Source organism: Streptomyces griseus subsp. griseus (genome assembly GCF_000720255.1).
Lineage (GTDB): Bacteria > Actinomycetota > Actinomycetes > Streptomycetales > Streptomycetaceae > Streptomyces > Streptomyces griseus_I.
This window is the reverse complement of the sequence record NZ_JOJE01000024.1, coordinates 81306-98875: the sequence shown is the minus strand read 5'-3', so window position 1 is coordinate 98875 and position 17570 is coordinate 81306. Positions and strand designations below refer to the sequence as shown.

The following is a 17570-nucleotide window of genomic DNA, read 5'->3' as shown; positions in this document are numbered from 1 at the left end:
TCTCCCGGGCTACTCGCCCCCGGCGCCGCCCTCTTCCCCGGACTCCTCCGCCAGCGCCGCGTCCAGCCGCGCCCGTGCCCCTTCGAGCCAGCGCCGGCACACCTTCGCCAGCTCCTCCCCGCGCTCCCACAGAGCCAGGGACTCCTCCAGCGTCGTACCGCCCGCCTCCAGCCGTCGCACGACCTCGATCAGCTCGTCGCGCGCCTGCTCGTAACCGAGTGCCTCATCCACCTTGCTGGTCATCCCACCCACCCTAGGGCCTGCCTGAGACATCGACTCGAACCGTGAACTCGCCCTCGGCGACCCGCGCGCGCAGCGCCTCGTCCGCCGTCACCTCGCCCGGATCCCGGACCGCGTGCCCGTCCGCCTTCTGCAGCACCGCGTACCCCCGCTTCAGGGTCGCGGCGGGGGAGAGGGCCACCACGCGCGCGTGCGTGTGCGTGAGCTCGGAGTCGGCGCGGTCGAGGGCGTGACCGAGGCAGCGGCGGGCGCGCTCGGTGAGCGACGCCACATGATCGGCCCGCTCGTCGATCATCCGGTACGGATCCTCTATGACGGGCCGCGCCAGCGCATGGGCCAGCCCGCGCTCCTCACGCTCCACGAACGCGCTCACACACCGCCGCGCCCGGTCCCGCAGCATCCGCACCCGCTCGTACTCCTCGCCCACGTCCGGTACGACCTTCTTCGCCGCGTCCGTGGGCGTCGAGGCACGCAGATCGGCGACGTAGTCGAGGAGCGGGGTGTCCGGCTCGTGCCCGATGGCCGACACCACGGGCGTACGACAGGCCGCGACCGCCCGCACCAGCTGCTCGTCGGAGAACGGCAGCAGATCCTCCACGCTGCCCCCGCCCCGCGCGACGATGATCACGTCCACGTCGTCGAGCGCGTCGAGGTCCTTCACCGCCTGTACCACCTGCGGCACGGCGTGCACCCCCTGCACCGCCACGTTGCGCACCTCGAAGCGGACGGCCGGCCAGCGGTGCCGGGCGTTCTCCAGCACGTCCCGCTCCGCGGCCGAGGCCCGCCCGCACACCAGCCCCACGAGCTGCGGCAGGAACGGCAGCTTCCTCTTCCGCTCCGCCGCGAACAGCCCCTCCGCGGCGAGGGCCTTCTTCAACTGCTCCAGCCGCGCGAGCAGCTCGCCCACCCCCACGGGCTTCATCTCCACGGCCCGCAACGACAGCTGCCCCCGCGGCGCGTACCACTCCGGCTTCGCGTGTACGACGACCCGGGCGCCCTCACCGACGACATCGGCGACCGCGTCGAACACCTGCCGGAAACAGGTGACGCTCACGGAGATGTCGTACGACGGATCCCGCAACGTCAGGAAGACCACCCCCGCCCCGGGCCGCCGCGACAACTGGGTGATCTGCCCCTCCACCCACACCGCACCGAGCCGGTCGATCCACCCGCCGATCAGCCGCGAGACCTCACCGACGGGCAGGGGCGCTTCGGGCGACGTGTTGACAGCCATGCCGCGAGCGTAACGGCCGGGACCGACATTCCGGGTCGCGCACGGCCCAGTCCGTCCGCGCCCCTTCCGCACCCGTAGGGACTGAACTCGGACGCCTCCGGCACGGCCTTACGATGGGGTGCATGACTGCTTCGCCTGGCCGCCGTGTCCTGCTCGCCGCTCCCCGTGGCTACTGCGCGGGTGTGGACCGCGCCGTGATCGCCGTCGAGAAAGCCCTCGAGCAGTACGGAGCCCCGGTCTACGTCCGCCACGAGATCGTGCACAACAAGTACGTCGTGCAGACCCTGGAGAAGAAGGGTGCCGTCTTCGTGGAGCGGACCGAGGAGGTGCCGCCCGGGAACATCGTCATGTTCTCGGCGCACGGCGTCGCCCCCGTCGTCCACGAGGAGGCCGCGCGCGGCAAGCTCGCCACCATCGACGCCACCTGCCCCCTGGTCACCAAGGTCCACAAGGAAGCCGTCCGGTTCGCCGACGAGGACTACGACATCCTCCTGATCGGTCACGAGGGCCACGAGGAGGTCATCGGCACCTCCGGCGAGGCCCCCGACCACATCCAGCTCGTCGACGGCCCCTCCGACGTCGCCAAGGTCGAGGTCCGCGACCCGTCCAAGGTCGTCTGGCTCTCCCAGACCACGCTCTCCGTCGACGAGACCATGGAGACCGTCGACGCGCTGAAGGAGAAGTTCCCGCAGCTCATCTCCCCGCCCAGCGACGACATCTGCTACGCCACGCAGAACCGTCAGCTCGCCGTGAAGCAGATGGGCGCCCAGGCCGAGCTCGTGATCGTGGTCGGCTCCCGCAACTCCTCCAACTCCAAGCGGCTCGTCGAGGTCGCCAAGCTCGCCGGAGCGCGCGAGGCGTACCTCGTGGACTTCGCCGACGAGATCGACGAGGCGTGGCTGGAGGACGTGACCACGGTCGGCGTCACCTCGGGTGCCTCGGTGCCGGAGGTGCTGGTCGAGCAGGTCCTGGAGTGGCTCGCCGGACGCGGCTACGAGGACGTCGAACTCGTCAAGGCCGCCGAGGAGTCCATCACCTTCTCGCTCCCCAAGGAACTCCGCCGCGACCTGCGCGACGAGGCGGCCGCGCTGGTCGCCGAGCGGGGCGGGTCCGGGACCGCGCAAACCCCTGCGGAGTGACGGTACGTCGTCCGTCGTAACGTAGGGCCATGCAGATCTTCGGCGTGGACATCGGCGGATCCGGGATCAAGGGCGCCCCTGTGGACCTGGACAGGGGCGACCTGGCCCAGGAGCGCTTCAAGGTGCTGACCCCCCACCCGGCGACGCCGGACGGCGTGGCCGACGGTGTGAAGCAGGTCGTCGAGCACTACGGCTGGACGGGGCCGGTCGGACTCACCTTCCCCGGTGTGGTCACCGGCGGTTCCACGATCCGCACGGCCGCGAACGTCGACAAGAGCTGGATCGACACCGACGCGCGCGCGTTGTTCGGCGAGCGCCTGGGAGGCCTCCCGGTCACGGTGGTCAACGACGCGGACGCGGCCGGCGTCGCGGAGATGCACTTCGGCGCGGGCAAGGACCGCCCGGGCACGGTCGTCGTCCTCACCTTCGGCACCGGCATCGGCAGCGCCCTCTTCGTCGACGGCGCCCTCGTCCCCAACACCGAGCTCGGCCACCTCGAACTGCACGGCCACGACGCGGAGAAGCGCGCGTCCAGCAAGGCCAGGGACGACGAGGAACTGACCTGGGAACACTGGGCCCACCGGGTCCAGAAGTACCTCGCCCACGTCGAGATGCTCTTCTCACCGGAACTGTTCATCATCGGCGGCGGCGCCAGCCGCAAGTCCCACAAGTTCCTCCCCCACATCGAAGGCATCAAGGCGGAGATGGTCCCTGCCCAGCTCCAGAACAACGCGGGCATCGTGGGGGCGGCGATGCGGGCGGCGGAGCGGGGCTGAGGGACTGGCGCGCTGGGCCTGGGCCGATGGGTGGCGATGGGCCGGTCAGCGCAGTCGTGCCGGCCGGTGGTTCATCAGGCGCACCCTTCGTACCGTCGCGATCAGACCGGCGACGAGTGTGCCGCCGTACAGCCATCCTGCCTGGGTGGCGAGCGCCGTGAGCAGGCCCACCAGCCAGCCGCTGAACCCGTCACCGCCGCCGGCCGCGGGCAGCAGCCCCAGGGCGAAGGCGATCGGCACGACGACCGGCGCGGTCAGCAGGTCACCCCGCCGGATCCAGACGGCGGTCAGCACGCACACCGGCACGAACAGCACGCCGTACGCCGTGAGCGACGGTCCGAACAGCAGCTGGTCGAGACACCCGAGCAGAACCATGACCAGCCCGCAGAACAGCGCACCCCCCAGCCCGGTGAGCCGGGGATTCGGCAGCCGCCGCACCGACTGCACCAGCGGCGACCCCGCCTGCCGCCCCGCGGCGGGCCGCCGAGGAGGCCCGGGGTGCGCGGGACGAGGAGACCGCTCCGCCCGGGCCTGGCCCGAAGGCCGGCCGGGCCGGCCGGCCCGAGGGGCGGGCCGCTTCGGGGCACCGCCGGCACCCTGCCGTGCCGGAGCCGCACCGTCCAGGGCCGAACCCGCCCCGTTCCGCGAGGGCCCCGCGCCGGACCCGCTGCCTCTCGACCCGCCCCGGGCCGCCTGTGGGGGCAGGGGCGGGCGGGCGTCGCGTCGCGTTCCGGGCTGCGGGGGGCGCGTCCTGTGGTGCTCCATCGGACCAACTTAGGTCGGTTTATGTGCCGAATGGGGCATCAGACACGCCGAGGGGCGCACCTTGGCCAAGCGTTCGACGCGTCGCCGTGAGGGTGCCGGGCACGCCGTAAACTGGGGGATCGGCCATCCCCTGGCCCCCTCGCCCCCTCACTACGGGAAGTCGCAACGTGTCGCTCACGATCGGAATCGTCGGTCTGCCGAATGTCGGCAAGTCGACCCTGTTCAACGCCCTGACCAAGAACGACGTGCTGGCGGCCAACTACCCGTTCGCCACGATCGAGCCCAACGTGGGGGTGGTCGGCGTGCCCGACCCCCGCCTCGACAAGTTGGCCGAGATCTTCGCGTCCCAGCGGGTCCTCCCGGCGACCGTCGACTTCGTCGACATCGCGGGCATCGTGCGCGGCGCGAGCGAGGGCGAGGGTCTGGGCAACAAGTTCCTCGCGAACATCCGCGAGTCGGACGCGATCTGCCAGGTCATCCGTGCCTTCAAGGATGAGAACGTCGTCCACGTCGACGGCAAGGTCTCGCCGAAGGACGACATCGAGACGATCAACACCGAGCTGATCCTCGCCGACCTCCAGACGATCGAGAAGGTCCTGCCGCGCCTGCAGAAGGAATCGCGGATCAAGAAGGACGTGGCCCCCAAGGTCAAGGCCGTCGAGGAGGCCAAGGAGATCCTGGAGAAGGGTGACACGCTCTTCGCGCACGGCATCGTCCAGGGCAGCGAGCGCGCCGAGCTCCTCCACGACCTGCACCTCCTCACGACGAAGCCGTTCCTCTACGTCTTCAACGTCGACGAGGACGAGCTGACCGACGACACCTTCAAGGACGAGCAGCGTGCCCTGGTCGCCCCGGCCGAGGCGATCTTCCTCAACGCCAAGCTGGAGGCGGACCTCGCCGAGCTCGACGAGGAGGACGCGCTGGAGCTGCTGCAGTCCGTCGGCGCCGAGGAGCCCGGCCTGGCCACCCTCGCGCACGTCGGCTTCCGGACCCTGGGCCTGCAGACCTACCTCACGGCCGGCCCCAAGGAGTCCCGCGCCTGGACCATCAAGAAGGGCGCCACCGCCCCCGAGGCCGCCGGTGTCATCCACACCGACTTCCAGAAGGGCTTCATCAAGGCCGAGGTCATCTCCTTCGACGACCTCGTCGAGACCGGCTCGGTGGCCGAGGCCCGCGCCAAGGGCAAGGCCCGCATGGAGGGCAAGGACTACGTCATGCAGGACGGCGATGTGGTGGAGTTCCGCTTCAATGTCTAGCCGGTGACATAACACCACTTCGCTGATCTGGCAAACATGCAGGTCAGAGAGGGTCCGGCTCTTCGGGGTCGGGCCCTTAGTTTTTCCCGTGCTGGGATGGTGCTGGGATAGCTGAGCCCTCGTCACCTGTCATCACCCCTGCTCATCCCTACCGTGCTGGGATCGTGCTGGGATGGGATGAGAACGCCCGTGCTGGATTTCGGACAGTGATCTGGCAGGTGCGCGGGGTGGGTGCCTAGAGGCTCCGTCTGCACGCTTTCTTCACGGCTTCGCGGCCCCCTGCGGAAACAAGTCTGCACCCGCCCGACGTTGTCGATCTCCTAGCCGAGGAGGGGGAAGGTGGTGTGGTTCCATCCGGCGTCGGCCAGCGGGCGGGTGGCCTCGCGGATGGTTGCTTCCGAGATCTGGCTGCCTGCGGCGATTTCCACCGAGTCCGCGGAGGCGAGGCTGTCGAGGAGTACCCGCATGATCTCCACGCGGACGGTGGTGCTCGCGGTGGCGTGCCACAGGCGCTCGCCGACCGGGCTTTCGTACGCGGCGATCTTCCACTGGGTGTCGTCGGGTTCGGCTTCGTGGATGAACTCGACGTGCAGGACGAGGGATTCGTGGACGGCGTGGGTGGTGTCGTCGGACCAGGTGCGTTCCCTGTCAAGTCGTGCGTGTTGAGGGGCTCTCAGCCCGCTTGCCGGCCTCCCGGGGTGTACCTCGGGAGGGCCCCTCACGGGTTCCGGGCTGTGTCAGCCGGCCTGGAGCGCGGGATGGATCTGCTCGACGCGGTCGCGGTTGGTGTACAGGTCCCAGTACTGCTCGGCGAGGTCGTCGGGGTCGAGGAGCGGCCCCGACGGTGTCTGGCATCATCGTGGCGGCTGTCTCGCCGGGCGATGACGGCTGTGATGGACAGGGTCCCGGCGTAGATCCCGGGCACGGCCGCTTCGCCGTTGAGGGAGTACAGCCAGTTGCGGGCGGCGGGCATGAGCGGGCCCACGCCGCTCAGGAAGGGCTGTGGCTGTACGGCGGTGTGGCCGGTGGCCCTGACGGGTGATCCACCGGCCGGACTGCCGCCGGCGACCCGCGCCGACGTCCATCGCCTCTTCAGCGTCCCGTCAGTTCTCTTCGCTCAGTGTGCCCATTGCCTGGTCGAGGAGGACGGACAGCGGGGCCTTCCTGTCACCGGCCGTCCAGGCGTCGTAGGAGGCGTCCAGGCAGGAGATCGCCGACGCCACGAGGACCCGGGCGCGGAGGTCGTTGAGGGGGTCGGTGTCACCGCCGAGCCGGCGGGAGATCTCCGGCACCAGCGTGCTCTGCCAGCCCTGCTCCTTGTCCCACTGACGGGTCATCAGGGCGCAGGCGTCGCTGAACAGTTGCATCAGGTTCTGGGACAGCTCGGGCGCGTCGGCCTGCGGCTGAGTGACCACGTCGAAGGCGCGGCGCAGCGCTTCCCAGGGCCGCTCGCTCTCGGGCCGGGTGGCGAGCGCGGCGGCGACCTCGTGGCCGAACTCGGCCATCCTGCCCAGGACGAGTTCCTCCTTGGTGCCGAAGTACCGGAAGAACGTGGTGCGCGACAGGCCCGCCTCGGCAGCGATCTGCTCGACGGTCGTGTTCTCATCTCCGGCATGGACTGTTGCCGACCGAGGCCGGTACGCTCACCGCCCTTCATGCCAGCTCCTTTTGAGCGAGCAATTGTCAAGACCTGTGGATCGGCGCTGCTGGGACTGGCGCTCAGGAGTCGGCGATGGCAGCGAACAGCGCTGCGGCCCGGGCGATCACTGCACGGTCTTCAGCGTCGAGGGCATCCAATTGCTCGTCGAGCCAGGCGCTGCGCTGCGCCTGCGTGGTGTAGCCGAGCCGGTCGCCCCTCCTCGGTGGCGCTGAAGAGCACCTTGCGGCGATCGTCTGGGTCGCGGGAGCGCACGGCGTAACCGGCCGAGGTCAGGCGGTTCACCGTCTGGCTCATCGAGGCGGGCGAGACCCCGCCACGCTCGCTGGCGCCCGGCCTCGTCACGCTGACCGGCGAGCTCGGCTGTGTACTGGTCCACCTCCGGCTTCTGACCGTCCACCCGCGGCGTGGGCCGACCTGTCCGGCCCGCGCCGCCGTGCCGTCCATCGGAGGACGTCGTGCGTTGGCCTCGACGCGGGTTCACGCCTCCAGGTCAGGGTGCGGGCGGGGGAGCTGGGACTGACCCGCAGGTGATCACCACGTGCGGGATGGGCGCCAAGCTCAGATGTCCTTGATTTGTACGCGGTCGCCGCACAGTTTCGACCAGTCGTCGCGGTCCGAGGTCAGCACGAGGACGGGCGTCGGGGAACGGAGCGCCATCGCGGCGACGAGAGCGTCGATGGCGTACTTGTGGCCGTGCAGGCCACCAGCGTCGCTCAGCAGCTGCACCGCGGTGAGGCTGTCCGCCTGTGTGACGCCTTCGACCTGAAGCCGGGAGAGCACCCAGTGGAGCCGGGCGGTGTCCGTCTTGCCGTAGACGGCCTCCACCACGGTGAGGGGTGACACGAGGACAGGCACGCCTACGCGTCGAGCGGCCTCGATCCGGGTGACCATCTGGCGGTCGTTGCGCAGGAGCAGCGACAGAGCCTGGGAGTCCATAACCAGAGACCTGGCTGCGGGTGCCTTCATGCGGCGCTGTCGCCGGATGCGTACGGCGCCGGTGCGTCACCGAACAACTCGTGCTGCGCGGCCTGGACTTCGGCCTCGCTCAATGGTTCGTGCTCGGCTTCGTAGGCGGCGACGATCTCGGCGAGGCCGTCCATCGCCAGCTGATGCCGGACCGCCGCCGTCACGTACGCGGACACGCCGCGCTTGCCGGTGCGCGTCCGCAAAGCGCCGAGGAGTTCCGATGGCATCGAGACGGAGATGTTCTCCGTGCCGCCGGGGCGGGATGACTTCATGCAGTCAGTCTAGTACAGGAACTATTACACCGCTCGGGTGCTGTGCAGCCCGCATCGCTGACGCTTAGTCTTGGCGCTCCGGATCTTCTTGTGACTTGTCGCGGCTCCCGTGCTGGGATGGTGCTGGGACGCACCCACATACCTGCAGGTCAGAGCCTTGTGGTGGAGTTCCGCTTCAACATCTGAACTCCATCACGTTGCTGATGTGGTGGAGTTCAGCGCCGAAGTACAAGCGGCCGAGGAGGGCTGGGGTGGTTCATCCCGGCCCTGTCGGCGATCCTTCCCTGCCGCAGGAATTCGTTTCCGGGCGGGTATCCCAACGCTGGATTCCAAGGTCGAGATCGTGGAGCTGCGCGGACGCGGCGACCACTCGGGCTCGGTATGTCTTGCCCGCACGGGCTTCGATCTGACCGAGACCGCAGTGACGACCATGGGGCGGCCAGGCCGAGGTCGAGGTAGTCGGACGCTGGTAGGCCAAGGCCCCTGTCGGGACATACTCCGCCGGCCCGGTGCCGGTACACGTTGCTCCGGCCGCGCCGACAGATCGCACACAAGGCACAAGCAGCCGGCCAGACCAGGAGTCAGGCCACGGCCGGAACGACACGGCCATCATCCTCACAGCCCGAGTAGTACGGCCGGTCGTCGGCGATCCGGTCGATCGGCCGCAGCGTCCCGCCGAGGATGACGAACGCCTTTCGCTCCGCGCCGCGGGCGGCGGCCGCGAGGTCGGGAGCGAGGGCCACAAGGACCTCGACTGCCTCGCCGATGTACCAGTAAACGGTGGCCGTCCCGACGCCGAACCCGGCCGCGAGCTGGGCATGGGTGTGACCGCACCGCACTTGGGCCAGGACCAGCAGGGCCTGCCGCGCAGGCGGAAGCCGCCGCCACCGCGTCCCGCGCTCCCGGCGCTGGGCGGCCGGCAGACCGGACAGGTACCGCCGAGTTGCGCCGGACAGATCGATCTCCGATGGGTAGACAAGCACATGAAGCTCCGGGCGGACAGGTTGATCTTGGTCGACAACCCGTCTACCAGGAGCTTCATCTCTTCCCGAACCTCGTCCCCCAACCCAGCCAGCCATCAGCCGGGTTGGAAGACGCTCCGTGATCGCGGTGAGCGAGCGGGCACCGGCCAGGACACACGCCGCGGCTGCGGCGACCAGAGCGGACAACCGGTAGCGGCGGCCGAGGACGCCTCACGGTCCGGCACCAGGTCCGAGGCTGCGCAGGGATCTCGACGCCGTGAGCCGTCGCACTCGGCGATCCCGAAGTGTCGATCAGAGCCCTTTTCCACGCCCGCCGTCAGGCGGTGGCGGTACTCAGCCAAGCGCGATGGCGGTCCACGACACCGGTGGCAGTTCGACGGTGAGCACACCGTCGGCGAGTGTGGCGCTCATGTTCGCGGACGGGGTCACGCGGTGCTGCTCGGCAAGCGTGTTCTTCGCGTACACGTCGGAGTCGGCGAGCGTGACCGCCTCGACGACGCGCGACGAGCCGAGGCCACGCACGTCGATCGTGACCTGCGCGGTCTCCTCCAGGTCGCGGTTGACGAGGAAGACCGCGGCCCGGTCCTCGTCGACGGTCGCGACGGCGTCGATGACGGATGCCTCGCCGTGGCGCGCCGTCTCGTACGTCGGCGCCGCGATCACGGGCCGGATCACCTCGCCGGAAGCGAGCCGGCTCGTGATCGAGAACGGGTAGAAGGTCGTCTGCCTCCAGGCCGGGCCGCCGGGCTCGGTCATGATCGGCGCGATCACGTTGACCAGTTGCGCGAGCGATGCCGAGGTGACGCGGTCGCTGTGCTTGAGGAGGGTCATCAGCAGGTTGCCGACGACGACGGCGTCCGCCACCGAGTAGACGTCCTCCAGCTGCCGGGGGGCGTGCCGCCACTCGTCGTTGACCTCGTCGGACTCCTCGTGCTCCTTCTGGTACCAGACGTTCCACTCGTCGAACGAGATGTTGATCTTCTTGTTGGAGCGTTTCTTGTAGCCCACGTGGTCGGCGGTCGCGACGACGGTGTCGATGAAGTAGTCCATGTCGGTCGCCGAGGCGAGGAAGGAGCCGAGGTCGCCGTCGTGCTCCTGGTAGTAGGCGTGGCAGGAGACGTAGTCGACGTGGTCGTAGGCGTGCTCGAGCACCGTGCGCTCCCAGTCGCCGAAGGTCGGCATCCCGGAGTTGGAGGAGCCGCAGACCACCAGTTCCAGGTCCTTGTCGGCCATCTTCATCGCGCCGGCGGTACGGGCGGCGAGCTTGCCGTAGTCGTCGGCCGTCATGAAGCCGGTCTGCCAGGGTCCGTCCATCTCGTTGCCGAGGCACCACATGCGCACGTCGTGCGGCTCCGGCGTGCCGTTGGCGATACGCAGATCCGACAGCGCCGTTCCGGACGGGTGGTTGGCGTACTCGAGCAGGTCCAGGGCGGGCTGGATGCCCCGCGTGCCGAGGTTCACCGCGAGCATCAGTTCGGAGTCGGTGAGCTTGAGCCAGCGGGCGAACTCGTCCAGGCCGACCTGGTTCGACTCCAGCGAGTGCCAGGCCAGGTCGCGGCGCACCGGACGCTTGTCACGCGGGCCGACCGAGTCCTCCCAGCGGAACCCGGAGACGAAGTTGCCGCCCGGGTAGCGGATGGTCGTGCTTCCGAGCTCCCTGACGAGCGCGACGACGTCCATACGGAACCCTTCGTCGTTCGCGCTCGGGTGTTCCGGCTCGTAGAGCCCGGTGTACACGCAGCGGCCGAGGTGTTCGACGAACGAGCCGAAGGTGCGGCGCCGGACGGGTGCGATGACGGCCCGCCTGTCGAGTTCGATGTGGGCGCGGGGCAATGCAGTGGTCCTTTGCAGTTCAGGATGGGGTGGGGCAGCGGACGCGCTACTTGACGGCGCCTGCGGTCAGGCCCTTGCGCCAGAACCGCTGGAGGCCGATGAAGGCGACGAGCAGGGGGATCAGCGACAGGAACGCACCGGTGATCGGCAGCAGCAACGGCACGCCGTTGGCGAACTCCGAGCGCCACTGCACCAGGCCCACCGTGACGGGCTGTAGTGAGGGGGTGTTGAGCATGAGCGAGGGCAGCAGGTAGTTGTTCCAGATGCCGACGAACTGGAACAGGAAGACGGTCACCATTGCCGGGGCCATCAGCGGCAGGGCGATCCCGAAGAAGGTGCGCTGTTCGCCTGCTCCGTCGAGCCGTGCGGCCTCCAGCAGTTCGTCCGGGACGGACGCCGCGGCGAAGATCCGGCACAGGTAGACGCCGAACGGGCTGACACAGCTGGGCAGCAGCACCGACCAGTAGGAGTTGGTGATGTCGAGCTTGGCCATGAGCAGGAACAACGGCAGGGCGAACATCGGCGCCGGGATGAGAACCGAGGCGAGGATGACGTTGAACACGCTTTCCCGGCCGCGGAAGCTGAACTTGGACAGCGCGTAGCCGGCCATCGCGGACAGCAGGGTGCTGACGGTGGCGCCGACGAGGCTGTACAGCGCGCTGTTGGCGAGCCAGGTGGCGAATATGCCGCCCTCGAAGCTGAACGCGTTTCTGATGTTGGCGACCAGGTCGAAGTGGGAGAACCACAACGGCGTACCGGTGTAGAGGTAACCCGAGGCTTTGGTCGCGGAGACGAACAGCCACCACAGCGGGATCAGCGTGTACAGGGCCATCAGGCCCAGCACCCCGTTGACGGCGACCTTGCTCGCGATGTCGGTGCCGCGGAGGGCCGGTCGGGTCGGCCGGCTGGCCCGAATCACGCTCATGCCATCGCTCCCTTGCGCTGGTTGTACTTGAGGAATCCGAACGAGAGCACGAGGGTGATCAGCGCGAGCACGACGGACTCGGCGGCGGCCAGGTTCTGGTCGCCCAGGTCCATGCTCAGGGTCGTGTTCATGATCGGGGTGAACTTCGGCGAGACGCCCGGGACGCGCGCGCCGACCAGCACCGCCGGCTCGGTGTACATCTGCGCCGTCCCGATGATGGAGAAGACCGTGGTCAGCACCAGCGCGGGACGCACCAGCGGGATCTTCACCGCCCATGCCAGGCGCCATCCGGTGCAGCCGTCGAGCGCGGCGGCCTCCGTCACCTCGGCGGGGATCGTCTGCAGCGCGGAGTAGATGATCAGCATGTTGTAGCCGGTCCAGCCCCACGTGATCATGTTCCCGATCGAGAACGGGACCCACGACGGCGACAGGAAGTCGACGTCGATCCCGATGTGGGACAGCGGTCCGGTGAACGGCGAGAGGTCTTTCGCCAGGAGGAAGGACCACATCACCGCGGCGATCGCACCCGGCAGCGCGTAGGGCAGGAAGAACGTGAGCCGGTAGGTCTTGCGCAGGCGGGCCGAGCGGGAGTCCAGCAGGAGCGCGAGCAGGAGGGCCAGGCCGAGCATGACCGGGACCTGGACGCAGCCCAGCAGCACGACCCGGACGATCGACGCGGTGAAGTCGTGGTCGCTGAAGGCGGCTCCGTAGTTGGACAGTCCCGCGAACTCTGTGGACCGCGCACCACCGAACAGCCCGGCGCGGCGGACGGTGAAGAAGCTCTGGTAGATCGCGTAGCCGATCGGCACGACCATCATGGTCAGGAAGAGCACCGCGAACGGCGCCAGGAAACCCGACGCGGTCAACGCGGTACGGCGGCCGGTGCGCCGGGGCCGGCCGGACGGGGAGACGCGGGGGGTGACCGCGGGCACCGGCCGCGGCGGTGACGCGGCCCGGGTGCTGCTGGAACTGCTCATGGAAACCTCGCTGGGCGGTTCGTCGTCAGGGAGCGGGCCCCCGCGGCGCCGGATACGGGCGGCCGCGGGAACCCTTCGGGGCGGCTGGAGTCCCGCTGCCTCAGCCGTTGGTCACCGACAGTCCGAGCTTCTTGATCGCGGCGACCGTCGAGGCCTGGACCTTGGTGACCGCGTCCGGAAGGGTGCCCTGACCGATGGCACCTGTGAAGTCCGACTCGACCTGCTGGAAGGTCGGGCCGTTGGTCCAGGTGCTGGGCACCTGCGCGGCGGATGCCTTGTACACGTCGCCGACCTTCTGGCCGCCGAAGAACGGGTCACCCCCCGTGAGCGACGGGTCGTCCTGTCCGGCCTTCGATGCCGGGTACAGCCCGCCCTCGATGCCCGTCTTCACGGCCTGCGGGTCGCTGGACAGGAAATCGGCGAACTGCACGGCTTCGCGGGGCGTCTTGCACCCGGTCATCACCGAGGTGGCCGAGCCGCCGCTGCTGGAGCTCTTGCCGTCGCCGGCCTCCCAGGTCGGCATCGGGGCGACCCTCCACTTGCCGGCCTCGCCCTTCAGGTCCGACTTGATACCGCCGGCGGCCCAGGCCGCGTTGACGAACGTCAGCACCTTGCCGGCTTCGGACGCCTTGTTGAACTGCGGGTCCCAGGCGTTGCCGGTCTTCGCCACCAGACCCTTGTCCTTCAAGCCCTGCCAGTAGTCGGCGACCTTCCGGGTGCCGGGGTTGTCGATGCTGACGGTCCAGCTGTCTCCCTTGGTCGAGTACCAGGACTGGCCGGTCTGCAGGGTGAAGGCCGCCATACCGTTGCCGTCGCCGAGCACGGTGCCGAACTTCACGCTCGGATCGGCGGCGACGACCTTCTCGGCGTCGGCCTTGTACTCGGCCCAGGTGGCCGGCGGCTTGGTGATGCCGTACTTGGCGAACAGGTCCTTGCGGTAGAAGAGGACCATCGGGCCGACGTCCACCGGGACGCCGTAGATCTTGCCGCCGACGCTGGAGGCGGAGACGGCCGACGGGACGTACTTGTCCATGCCGGCGCTCGCGTACTTCGTGATGTCCATGACCGTGTTCTTCACGAGCATCGACGGGATGGTCTGGTACTCGATCTGCGCCAGGCACGGGCCCTTGCCCGCGGTGATCGCGTTGCTGATCTGGGTGTAGCCGCCCTTGGCGCCCGACGGGATCTTCTTGAAGGTGACCTTGGTGTCCGGGTGGGAGGCGTTCCACTGGTCGACGATCTTCTCGTAGCCGGCCCAGCCCCAGAACTCCATGTTCACCGGCCCGGTCTGGCTCTTCTCCGCGTTGTCGGAGGTGCTCTCGGTGCTGCTGCACGCGCCGAGGCCGGCCACGAGGAGCGCCGCGGTGGTGATTGTCAAAAGTCTGCGGGTGCGTATGGTGGTGCTGTTCATGTGAGGGAACCTTCTGTGACAGGGGCTGACTTTGCTGGATGGCCGGTGGGCGGGCGGGCAAGGCCCGTCTACCGGCCGGTGCCGAACTCCACGCCGAACGCGGTGGTGACCGCGGCCAGGACGTCCGGTGCCGACGGGCCCGGGCCGCAGGCCGCGCTGCCGAGGCCGTGGTGGGCGTGGTCAAGGTGCAGATGGAGTCTGCCGTCGCGGACCAGGTCGTGCTGGTGGGCCGCGGCGGCCAGGGCTTCGGTGCTCCAGGGGCGAACGGTCAGGTCGATGACCGGGTCGCCGGTGATGAGCAGGGTGCCGTCCGGGGTTGTGATCCTGGCGCGGCGGACTTGGTGGCGGTTGCCGTTCTCTTGCGGGCGGACCTGAGGGATCTGCATCGCCGAGACGGTCGACAGGTGGCGGCCGACGCGAGTCGCGGCGCGGGAGTCGCGGTACGCCTCACCGGGACCGGGACCGAACCACTCGACTTCGGCGTCGGTGCCGGGCAGCGACATCGCGACCCCCAGTCGGGGCAGCGGCACCGACCATGGGCCGTCGGGGGTGACGACGGCTTCCAGCCGGAGCCGGGCCTGGTCCGCATGCGGTGTGTCGCAGGCCGTCCAGCGGTAGACCACGCCGAGGCCGGACGAGGACCCCGCGGCGGCGAGGCGGGCGATGACCGTGAGTCCCGACGCGTCGGGCTCGACACTCAGGACGTCGTGGCGCATCCGGTGCAGTCCGGCGGCGAACCAGGCGCCGGCCTGCGGCTCGCCGAAGGCGCTGAGCAGGTCGTTGTCGATCGGGGCCCGCCAGACGTCCAGCCTCGGACCGTCGAGCTCCAGGTCGCCGAGCCGTATCAGCGCCCCGCTGCCGGCGTCGAACCGCGCGGGACCCAGTGCGATGTACCCGTCGTGGGCGATCGCCGGCGCCGGCGTGAACGGGACGGGCGAGGCGGCCGGAGCCACGACCAGCCCCTGGGACCAGGCGATCTCGTGGCCGGCCCCGGCCCAGGTCTCGTCGGCGGCGAGCACCGCGGTCACGGTCAGCCACACCTCGTGGCCGGAGTCGTTCTTGCGCGCCGCATCGAGCGCGGCGGTGACGTCGGCGGGCCATGCGACGGTTGTCGTCGCGCCCGGAGCGGTCGCGGGCACGGTCAGGCCGCCGGAGCCCACCGGCTCGCCGCCGTCCTCGACGGTCCACCGGAAGTCCAGGTAGCCGCTGTCGCGGACGTGGTGCAGGTTGTGCACGCCGATCTGCCGGGTCGCCGGGTCGATGTGGATCCGGACCGGTTCGACGACCTTCTTGTACTCGACCAGGCCCGGCGTCGGCGTGCGGTCGGGGAAGAGCAGCCCGTCGGCGACGAAATTGCCGTCGTGGACCTCCTCGCCGAAGTCGCCGCCGTAGGCGTAGAACGAGTGGGGGTCCTCCCGCCCGGTGAGCCGGGCGATCCCGTGGTCGATCCACTCCCAGATGAATCCACCGGCCAGGCGCGGATGTGCCTCGATGACCTGCTGGTACTCGGACAACCCGCCGGGGCCGGTGCCCATGGCGTGTCCGTACTCGCACAGCACGGCCGGCAGGGCGCGGCGGTGTGCGTCGTCGGCCGGATCGGCCGTCGGTGCCTCCTGGCCGCGTCCCACGGCGGCCAGCTCGTCCACCCCGATGTACATGCGGGAGTACAGGTCGACGTACGCGCAGCTCGCCCAGTCGCCCTCGTAGTGGATCAGGCGGCTGTCGTCGCGCTGCCGGATCCATGCGGCCGCGGCGGCCAGGTTGGCTCCGGTGCCGGACTCGTTGCCCAGCGACCAGACGATGACCGAGGGGTGGTTCTTGTCGCGTTCCACCAGCCGCGCGGCCCGGTCCAGGTAGGCCTCGCGCCAGGCGGGGTCGTCGCTGGGGTTGTGCCGCCAGCCGCCGGGTTCGAAGCCGTGCGTCTCGAGGTCCCCCTCGCAGAACACCCACAGGCCGTGCTCGTCGCACAGGTCCAGGAAACGGTGGTCGGGCGGGTAGTGGCTGGTGCGCACCGCGTTGATGTTGTGCTGCTTCATCAGCAGCACGTCGGTCAGCATGGTGTCCTCGGTCAGGGTCCGCCCCGTCAGCGGATGCCATTCGTGGCGGTTGACGCCCCGCAGGGAGATCGGCCTGCCGTTCACGGTCAGGACGCCGTCCACGACGGCCACGGTGCGGAAGCCGATGCGCAGCGGTATCCGCTCCCCGGCTTCGGAGACCAGTTCGCCCGTGTACAGGCGCGGCTGCTCGTCCGACCAGGGCTCGACGCCGTCGATCACGTGCGGGCCGGCCGGATCGGCGGCGGATATGCCGAGCTCGGGCACCGACAGGGACACCCGGGTAGGGGCGGTGACGTCGACGGCCAGGGTGCCCTGCCCCGTCGTGTGGTCGTAGGCGGCGTGGACGAAGAAGTCCTCGACGCCGCGGGCGGCCACGGACACCGACCGGAAGATCCCGGACAGCCACCACATGTCCTGGTCTTCCAGGTAGCTGCCGGACGACCACTGGTGCACGCGGACCGCGAGTACGTTCCGGCCTGGCCGCAGACCGGCGGAGACGTCGAACTCTGTGGTGAGGCGGCTGCCCTTGCCGTCGCCGAGCCGGATCCCGTTGAGCCACACCGCGAACGCGGAGTCGACGCCCTCGAACCGGAGCACCGCGGCCGATGCCGGGAACCCGTCCGGAACGTCGAACTCGCGGCGGTACTCGCCGGTCGGGTTCTGCCGGGGCACCCGCGGCGGGTCGACCGGGAACGGGTACAGGATGTTGGTGTAGGCCGGGGCACCGTAGCGCGGCTCGCCGGGCAGTCCGGTCATCTGCCAGCAGGACGGCACGGCGAGCAGGTCCCAGGCGGTGTCGTCGAAGTCCGGCGCGACGAAGTCCCCGGTGAGGTTGTCCAGCCCTGACGCCAGCCGGAATCGCCAGTCGCCGTCGAGCGCGATCGTGGGCAGGTCGGAGGCGAACGCGGCGCGCGGCCGCAGCCGTCCGGTGCCCGGCGACCGGTCTTCGACGTAGGCGTAGGGGTCGAGTTCTCTCATCAGTGGAGGTGCTTTCTGTCGCAACTCGTGGCGGTGGCGGGAAGCCGTTCCGGCAGGACCGTCCCGGCCACTCATGGGGGTGACGTGCAGGTCGAGCG

General features: G+C 69.6%; 16 protein-coding genes and 2 pseudogenes. 3 read left to right on the top strand and 15 right to left on the bottom strand.

Annotated features, from left to right (window positions below; all coding sequences use genetic code 11):
• Window positions 1-9: 9 nt before the first annotated feature.
• Window positions 10-243 (bottom strand): exodeoxyribonuclease VII small subunit, encoded by a 234-nt coding sequence (locus tag IG99_RS28350; RefSeq protein WP_037678574.1) that lies wholly within the window; start codon window positions 241-243, stop codon window positions 10-12.
• A gap of 10 nt (window positions 244-253) precedes the next feature.
• Window positions 254-1474: an exodeoxyribonuclease VII large subunit gene (gene xseA, locus IG99_RS28345; protein ID WP_037678571.1), complete on the bottom strand. Its 1221-nt coding sequence runs from the start codon at window positions 1472-1474 to the stop codon at window positions 254-256.
• 113 nt (window positions 1475-1587) lie between these two features.
• Between xseA and IG99_RS28340 the strand changes: the two genes are divergently transcribed.
• Together IG99_RS28340 and ppgK are read left to right on the top strand one after the other, a co-directional pair.
• Window positions 1588-2613, top strand: coding sequence for a 4-hydroxy-3-methylbut-2-enyl diphosphate reductase (locus tag IG99_RS28340; RefSeq protein ID WP_107056041.1), 1026 nt, complete (start codon window positions 1588-1590; stop codon window positions 2611-2613).
• A gap of 29 nt (window positions 2614-2642) precedes the next feature.
• Entirely contained in the window at window positions 2643-3389 is a 747-nt protein-coding gene (ppgK, locus tag IG99_RS28335; protein WP_037678566.1) for a polyphosphate--glucose phosphotransferase, read from the top strand.
• A gap of 45 nt (window positions 3390-3434) precedes the next feature.
• Here the strand turns inward: ppgK and IG99_RS28330 are convergent, their stop codons facing one another.
• A complete protein-coding gene (locus IG99_RS28330) occupies window positions 3435-3836 on the bottom strand; it encodes a DUF6542 domain-containing protein (protein ID WP_078947943.1) in 402 nt (133 codons plus the stop codon).
• A gap of 485 nt (window positions 3837-4321) precedes the next feature.
• Between IG99_RS28330 and ychF the strand changes: the two genes are divergently transcribed.
• Window positions 4322-5410: a redox-regulated ATPase YchF gene (gene ychF, locus IG99_RS28325; protein WP_037678565.1), complete on the top strand. Its 1089-nt coding sequence runs from the start codon at window positions 4322-4324 to the stop codon at window positions 5408-5410.
• A 320-nt stretch (window positions 5411-5730) separates the two neighbouring features.
• Here ychF and IG99_RS28320 read toward each other — a convergent pair whose 3' ends face one another.
• From IG99_RS28320 to IG99_RS28275, 12 genes and pseudogenes are all read right to left on the bottom strand, one after another.
• A complete protein-coding gene (locus IG99_RS28320) occupies window positions 5731-6132 on the bottom strand; it encodes an SPDY domain-containing protein (protein WP_037678564.1) in 402 nt (133 codons plus the stop codon).
• Between the two features lie 381 nt (window positions 6133-6513).
• On the bottom strand, window positions 6514-6915 hold the full coding sequence (locus IG99_RS28315; protein WP_234311982.1) for an acyl-CoA-like ligand-binding transcription factor: 402 nt from the start codon (window positions 6913-6915) through the stop codon (window positions 6514-6516).
• A gap of 18 nt (window positions 6916-6933) precedes the next feature.
• Window positions 6934-7008: pseudogene (locus IG99_RS51440) on the bottom strand (TetR family transcriptional regulator); the annotation flags it as partial.
• Window positions 7009-7187: 179 nt separating this feature from the next.
• Window positions 7188-7514 (bottom strand): MarR family transcriptional regulator, encoded by a 327-nt coding sequence (locus tag IG99_RS52050; protein WP_078947941.1) that lies wholly within the window; start codon window positions 7512-7514, stop codon window positions 7188-7190.
• A 114-nt stretch (window positions 7515-7628) separates the two neighbouring features.
• On the bottom strand, window positions 7629-8036 hold the full coding sequence (locus tag IG99_RS28310) for a PIN domain-containing protein (protein ID WP_037678563.1): 408 nt from the start codon (window positions 8034-8036) through the stop codon (window positions 7629-7631).
• Window positions 8033-8308: a hypothetical protein gene (locus IG99_RS28305; protein ID WP_037678561.1), complete on the bottom strand. Its 276-nt coding sequence runs from the start codon at window positions 8306-8308 to the stop codon at window positions 8033-8035. The genes IG99_RS28310 and IG99_RS28305 overlap by 4 nt, the downstream gene beginning before the upstream one ends.
• Before the next feature lie 620 nt (window positions 8309-8928).
• A pseudogene (locus IG99_RS28300) lies at window positions 8929-9291 on the bottom strand (transposase family protein); the annotation flags it as partial.
• A 333-nt stretch (window positions 9292-9624) separates the two neighbouring features.
• Window positions 9625-11124 carry an arabinosylfuranosidase ArfA gene (gene arfA / locus IG99_RS28295; RefSeq protein ID WP_051865981.1) on the bottom strand — a complete coding sequence of 500 codons (1500 nt, stop codon included), beginning with the start codon at window positions 11122-11124 and terminating at the stop codon, window positions 9625-9627.
• 46 nt (window positions 11125-11170) lie between these two features.
• Window positions 11171-12049 carry a carbohydrate ABC transporter permease gene (locus IG99_RS28290; protein WP_037678558.1) on the bottom strand — a complete coding sequence of 293 codons (879 nt, stop codon included), beginning with the start codon at window positions 12047-12049 and terminating at the stop codon, window positions 11171-11173.
• Complete coding sequence (locus IG99_RS28285) at window positions 12046-13026, bottom strand: carbohydrate ABC transporter permease (protein ID WP_037678557.1); 981 nt, start codon at window positions 13024-13026, stop codon at window positions 12046-12048. Before IG99_RS28285 ends, IG99_RS28290 begins: the two co-directional genes overlap by 4 nt.
• 100 nt (window positions 13027-13126) lie before the next feature.
• Window positions 13127-14437: an ABC transporter substrate-binding protein gene (locus tag IG99_RS28280; protein WP_037678556.1), complete on the bottom strand. Its 1311-nt coding sequence runs from the start codon at window positions 14435-14437 to the stop codon at window positions 13127-13129.
• 68 nt (window positions 14438-14505) lie between these two features.
• Window positions 14506-17472 (bottom strand): glycoside hydrolase family 2 TIM barrel-domain containing protein, encoded by a 2967-nt coding sequence (locus IG99_RS28275; RefSeq protein WP_037678555.1) that lies wholly within the window; start codon window positions 17470-17472, stop codon window positions 14506-14508.
• Window positions 17473-17570 lie beyond the last annotated feature (98 nt).

Excerpts from the sequence above, each read along its gene's own strand:
- IG99_RS52050 (WP_078947941.1), bottom strand. The coding sequence starts at position 7,514 with ATGGACGGCACGGCGGCGCGGGCCGGACAGGTCGGCCCACGCCGCGGG.
- IG99_RS28350 (WP_037678574.1), bottom strand. The coding sequence starts at position 243 with ATGACCAGCAAGGTGGATGAGGCACTCGGTTACGAGCAGGCGCGCGAC.
- IG99_RS28340 (WP_107056041.1), top strand. The coding sequence starts at position 1,588 with ATGGGGTGCATGACTGCTTCGCCTGGCCGCCGTGTCCTGCTCGCCGCT.
- IG99_RS28315 (WP_234311982.1), bottom strand. The coding sequence starts at position 6,915 with ATGGCCGAGTTCGGCCACGAGGTCGCCGCCGCGCTCGCCACCCGGCCC.
- ppgK (WP_037678566.1), top strand. The coding sequence starts at position 2,643 with ATGCAGATCTTCGGCGTGGACATCGGCGGATCCGGGATCAAGGGCGCC.
- IG99_RS28290 (WP_037678558.1), bottom strand. The coding sequence starts at position 12,049 with ATGAGCGTGATTCGGGCCAGCCGGCCGACCCGACCGGCCCTCCGCGGC.
- IG99_RS28280 (WP_037678556.1), bottom strand. The coding sequence starts at position 14,437 with ATGAACAGCACCACCATACGCACCCGCAGACTTTTGACAATCACCACC.
- IG99_RS28305 (WP_037678561.1), bottom strand. The coding sequence starts at position 8,308 with ATGAAGTCATCCCGCCCCGGCGGCACGGAGAACATCTCCGTCTCGATG.
- IG99_RS28275 (WP_037678555.1), bottom strand. The coding sequence starts at position 17,472 with ATGAGAGAACTCGACCCCTACGCCTACGTCGAAGACCGGTCGCCGGGC.
- xseA (WP_037678571.1), bottom strand. The coding sequence starts at position 1,474 with ATGGCTGTCAACACGTCGCCCGAAGCGCCCCTGCCCGTCGGTGAGGTC.
- IG99_RS28285 (WP_037678557.1), bottom strand. The coding sequence starts at position 13,026 with ATGAGCAGTTCCAGCAGCACCCGGGCCGCGTCACCGCCGCGGCCGGTG.
- IG99_RS28310 (WP_037678563.1), bottom strand. The coding sequence starts at position 8,036 with ATGAAGGCACCCGCAGCCAGGTCTCTGGTTATGGACTCCCAGGCTCTG.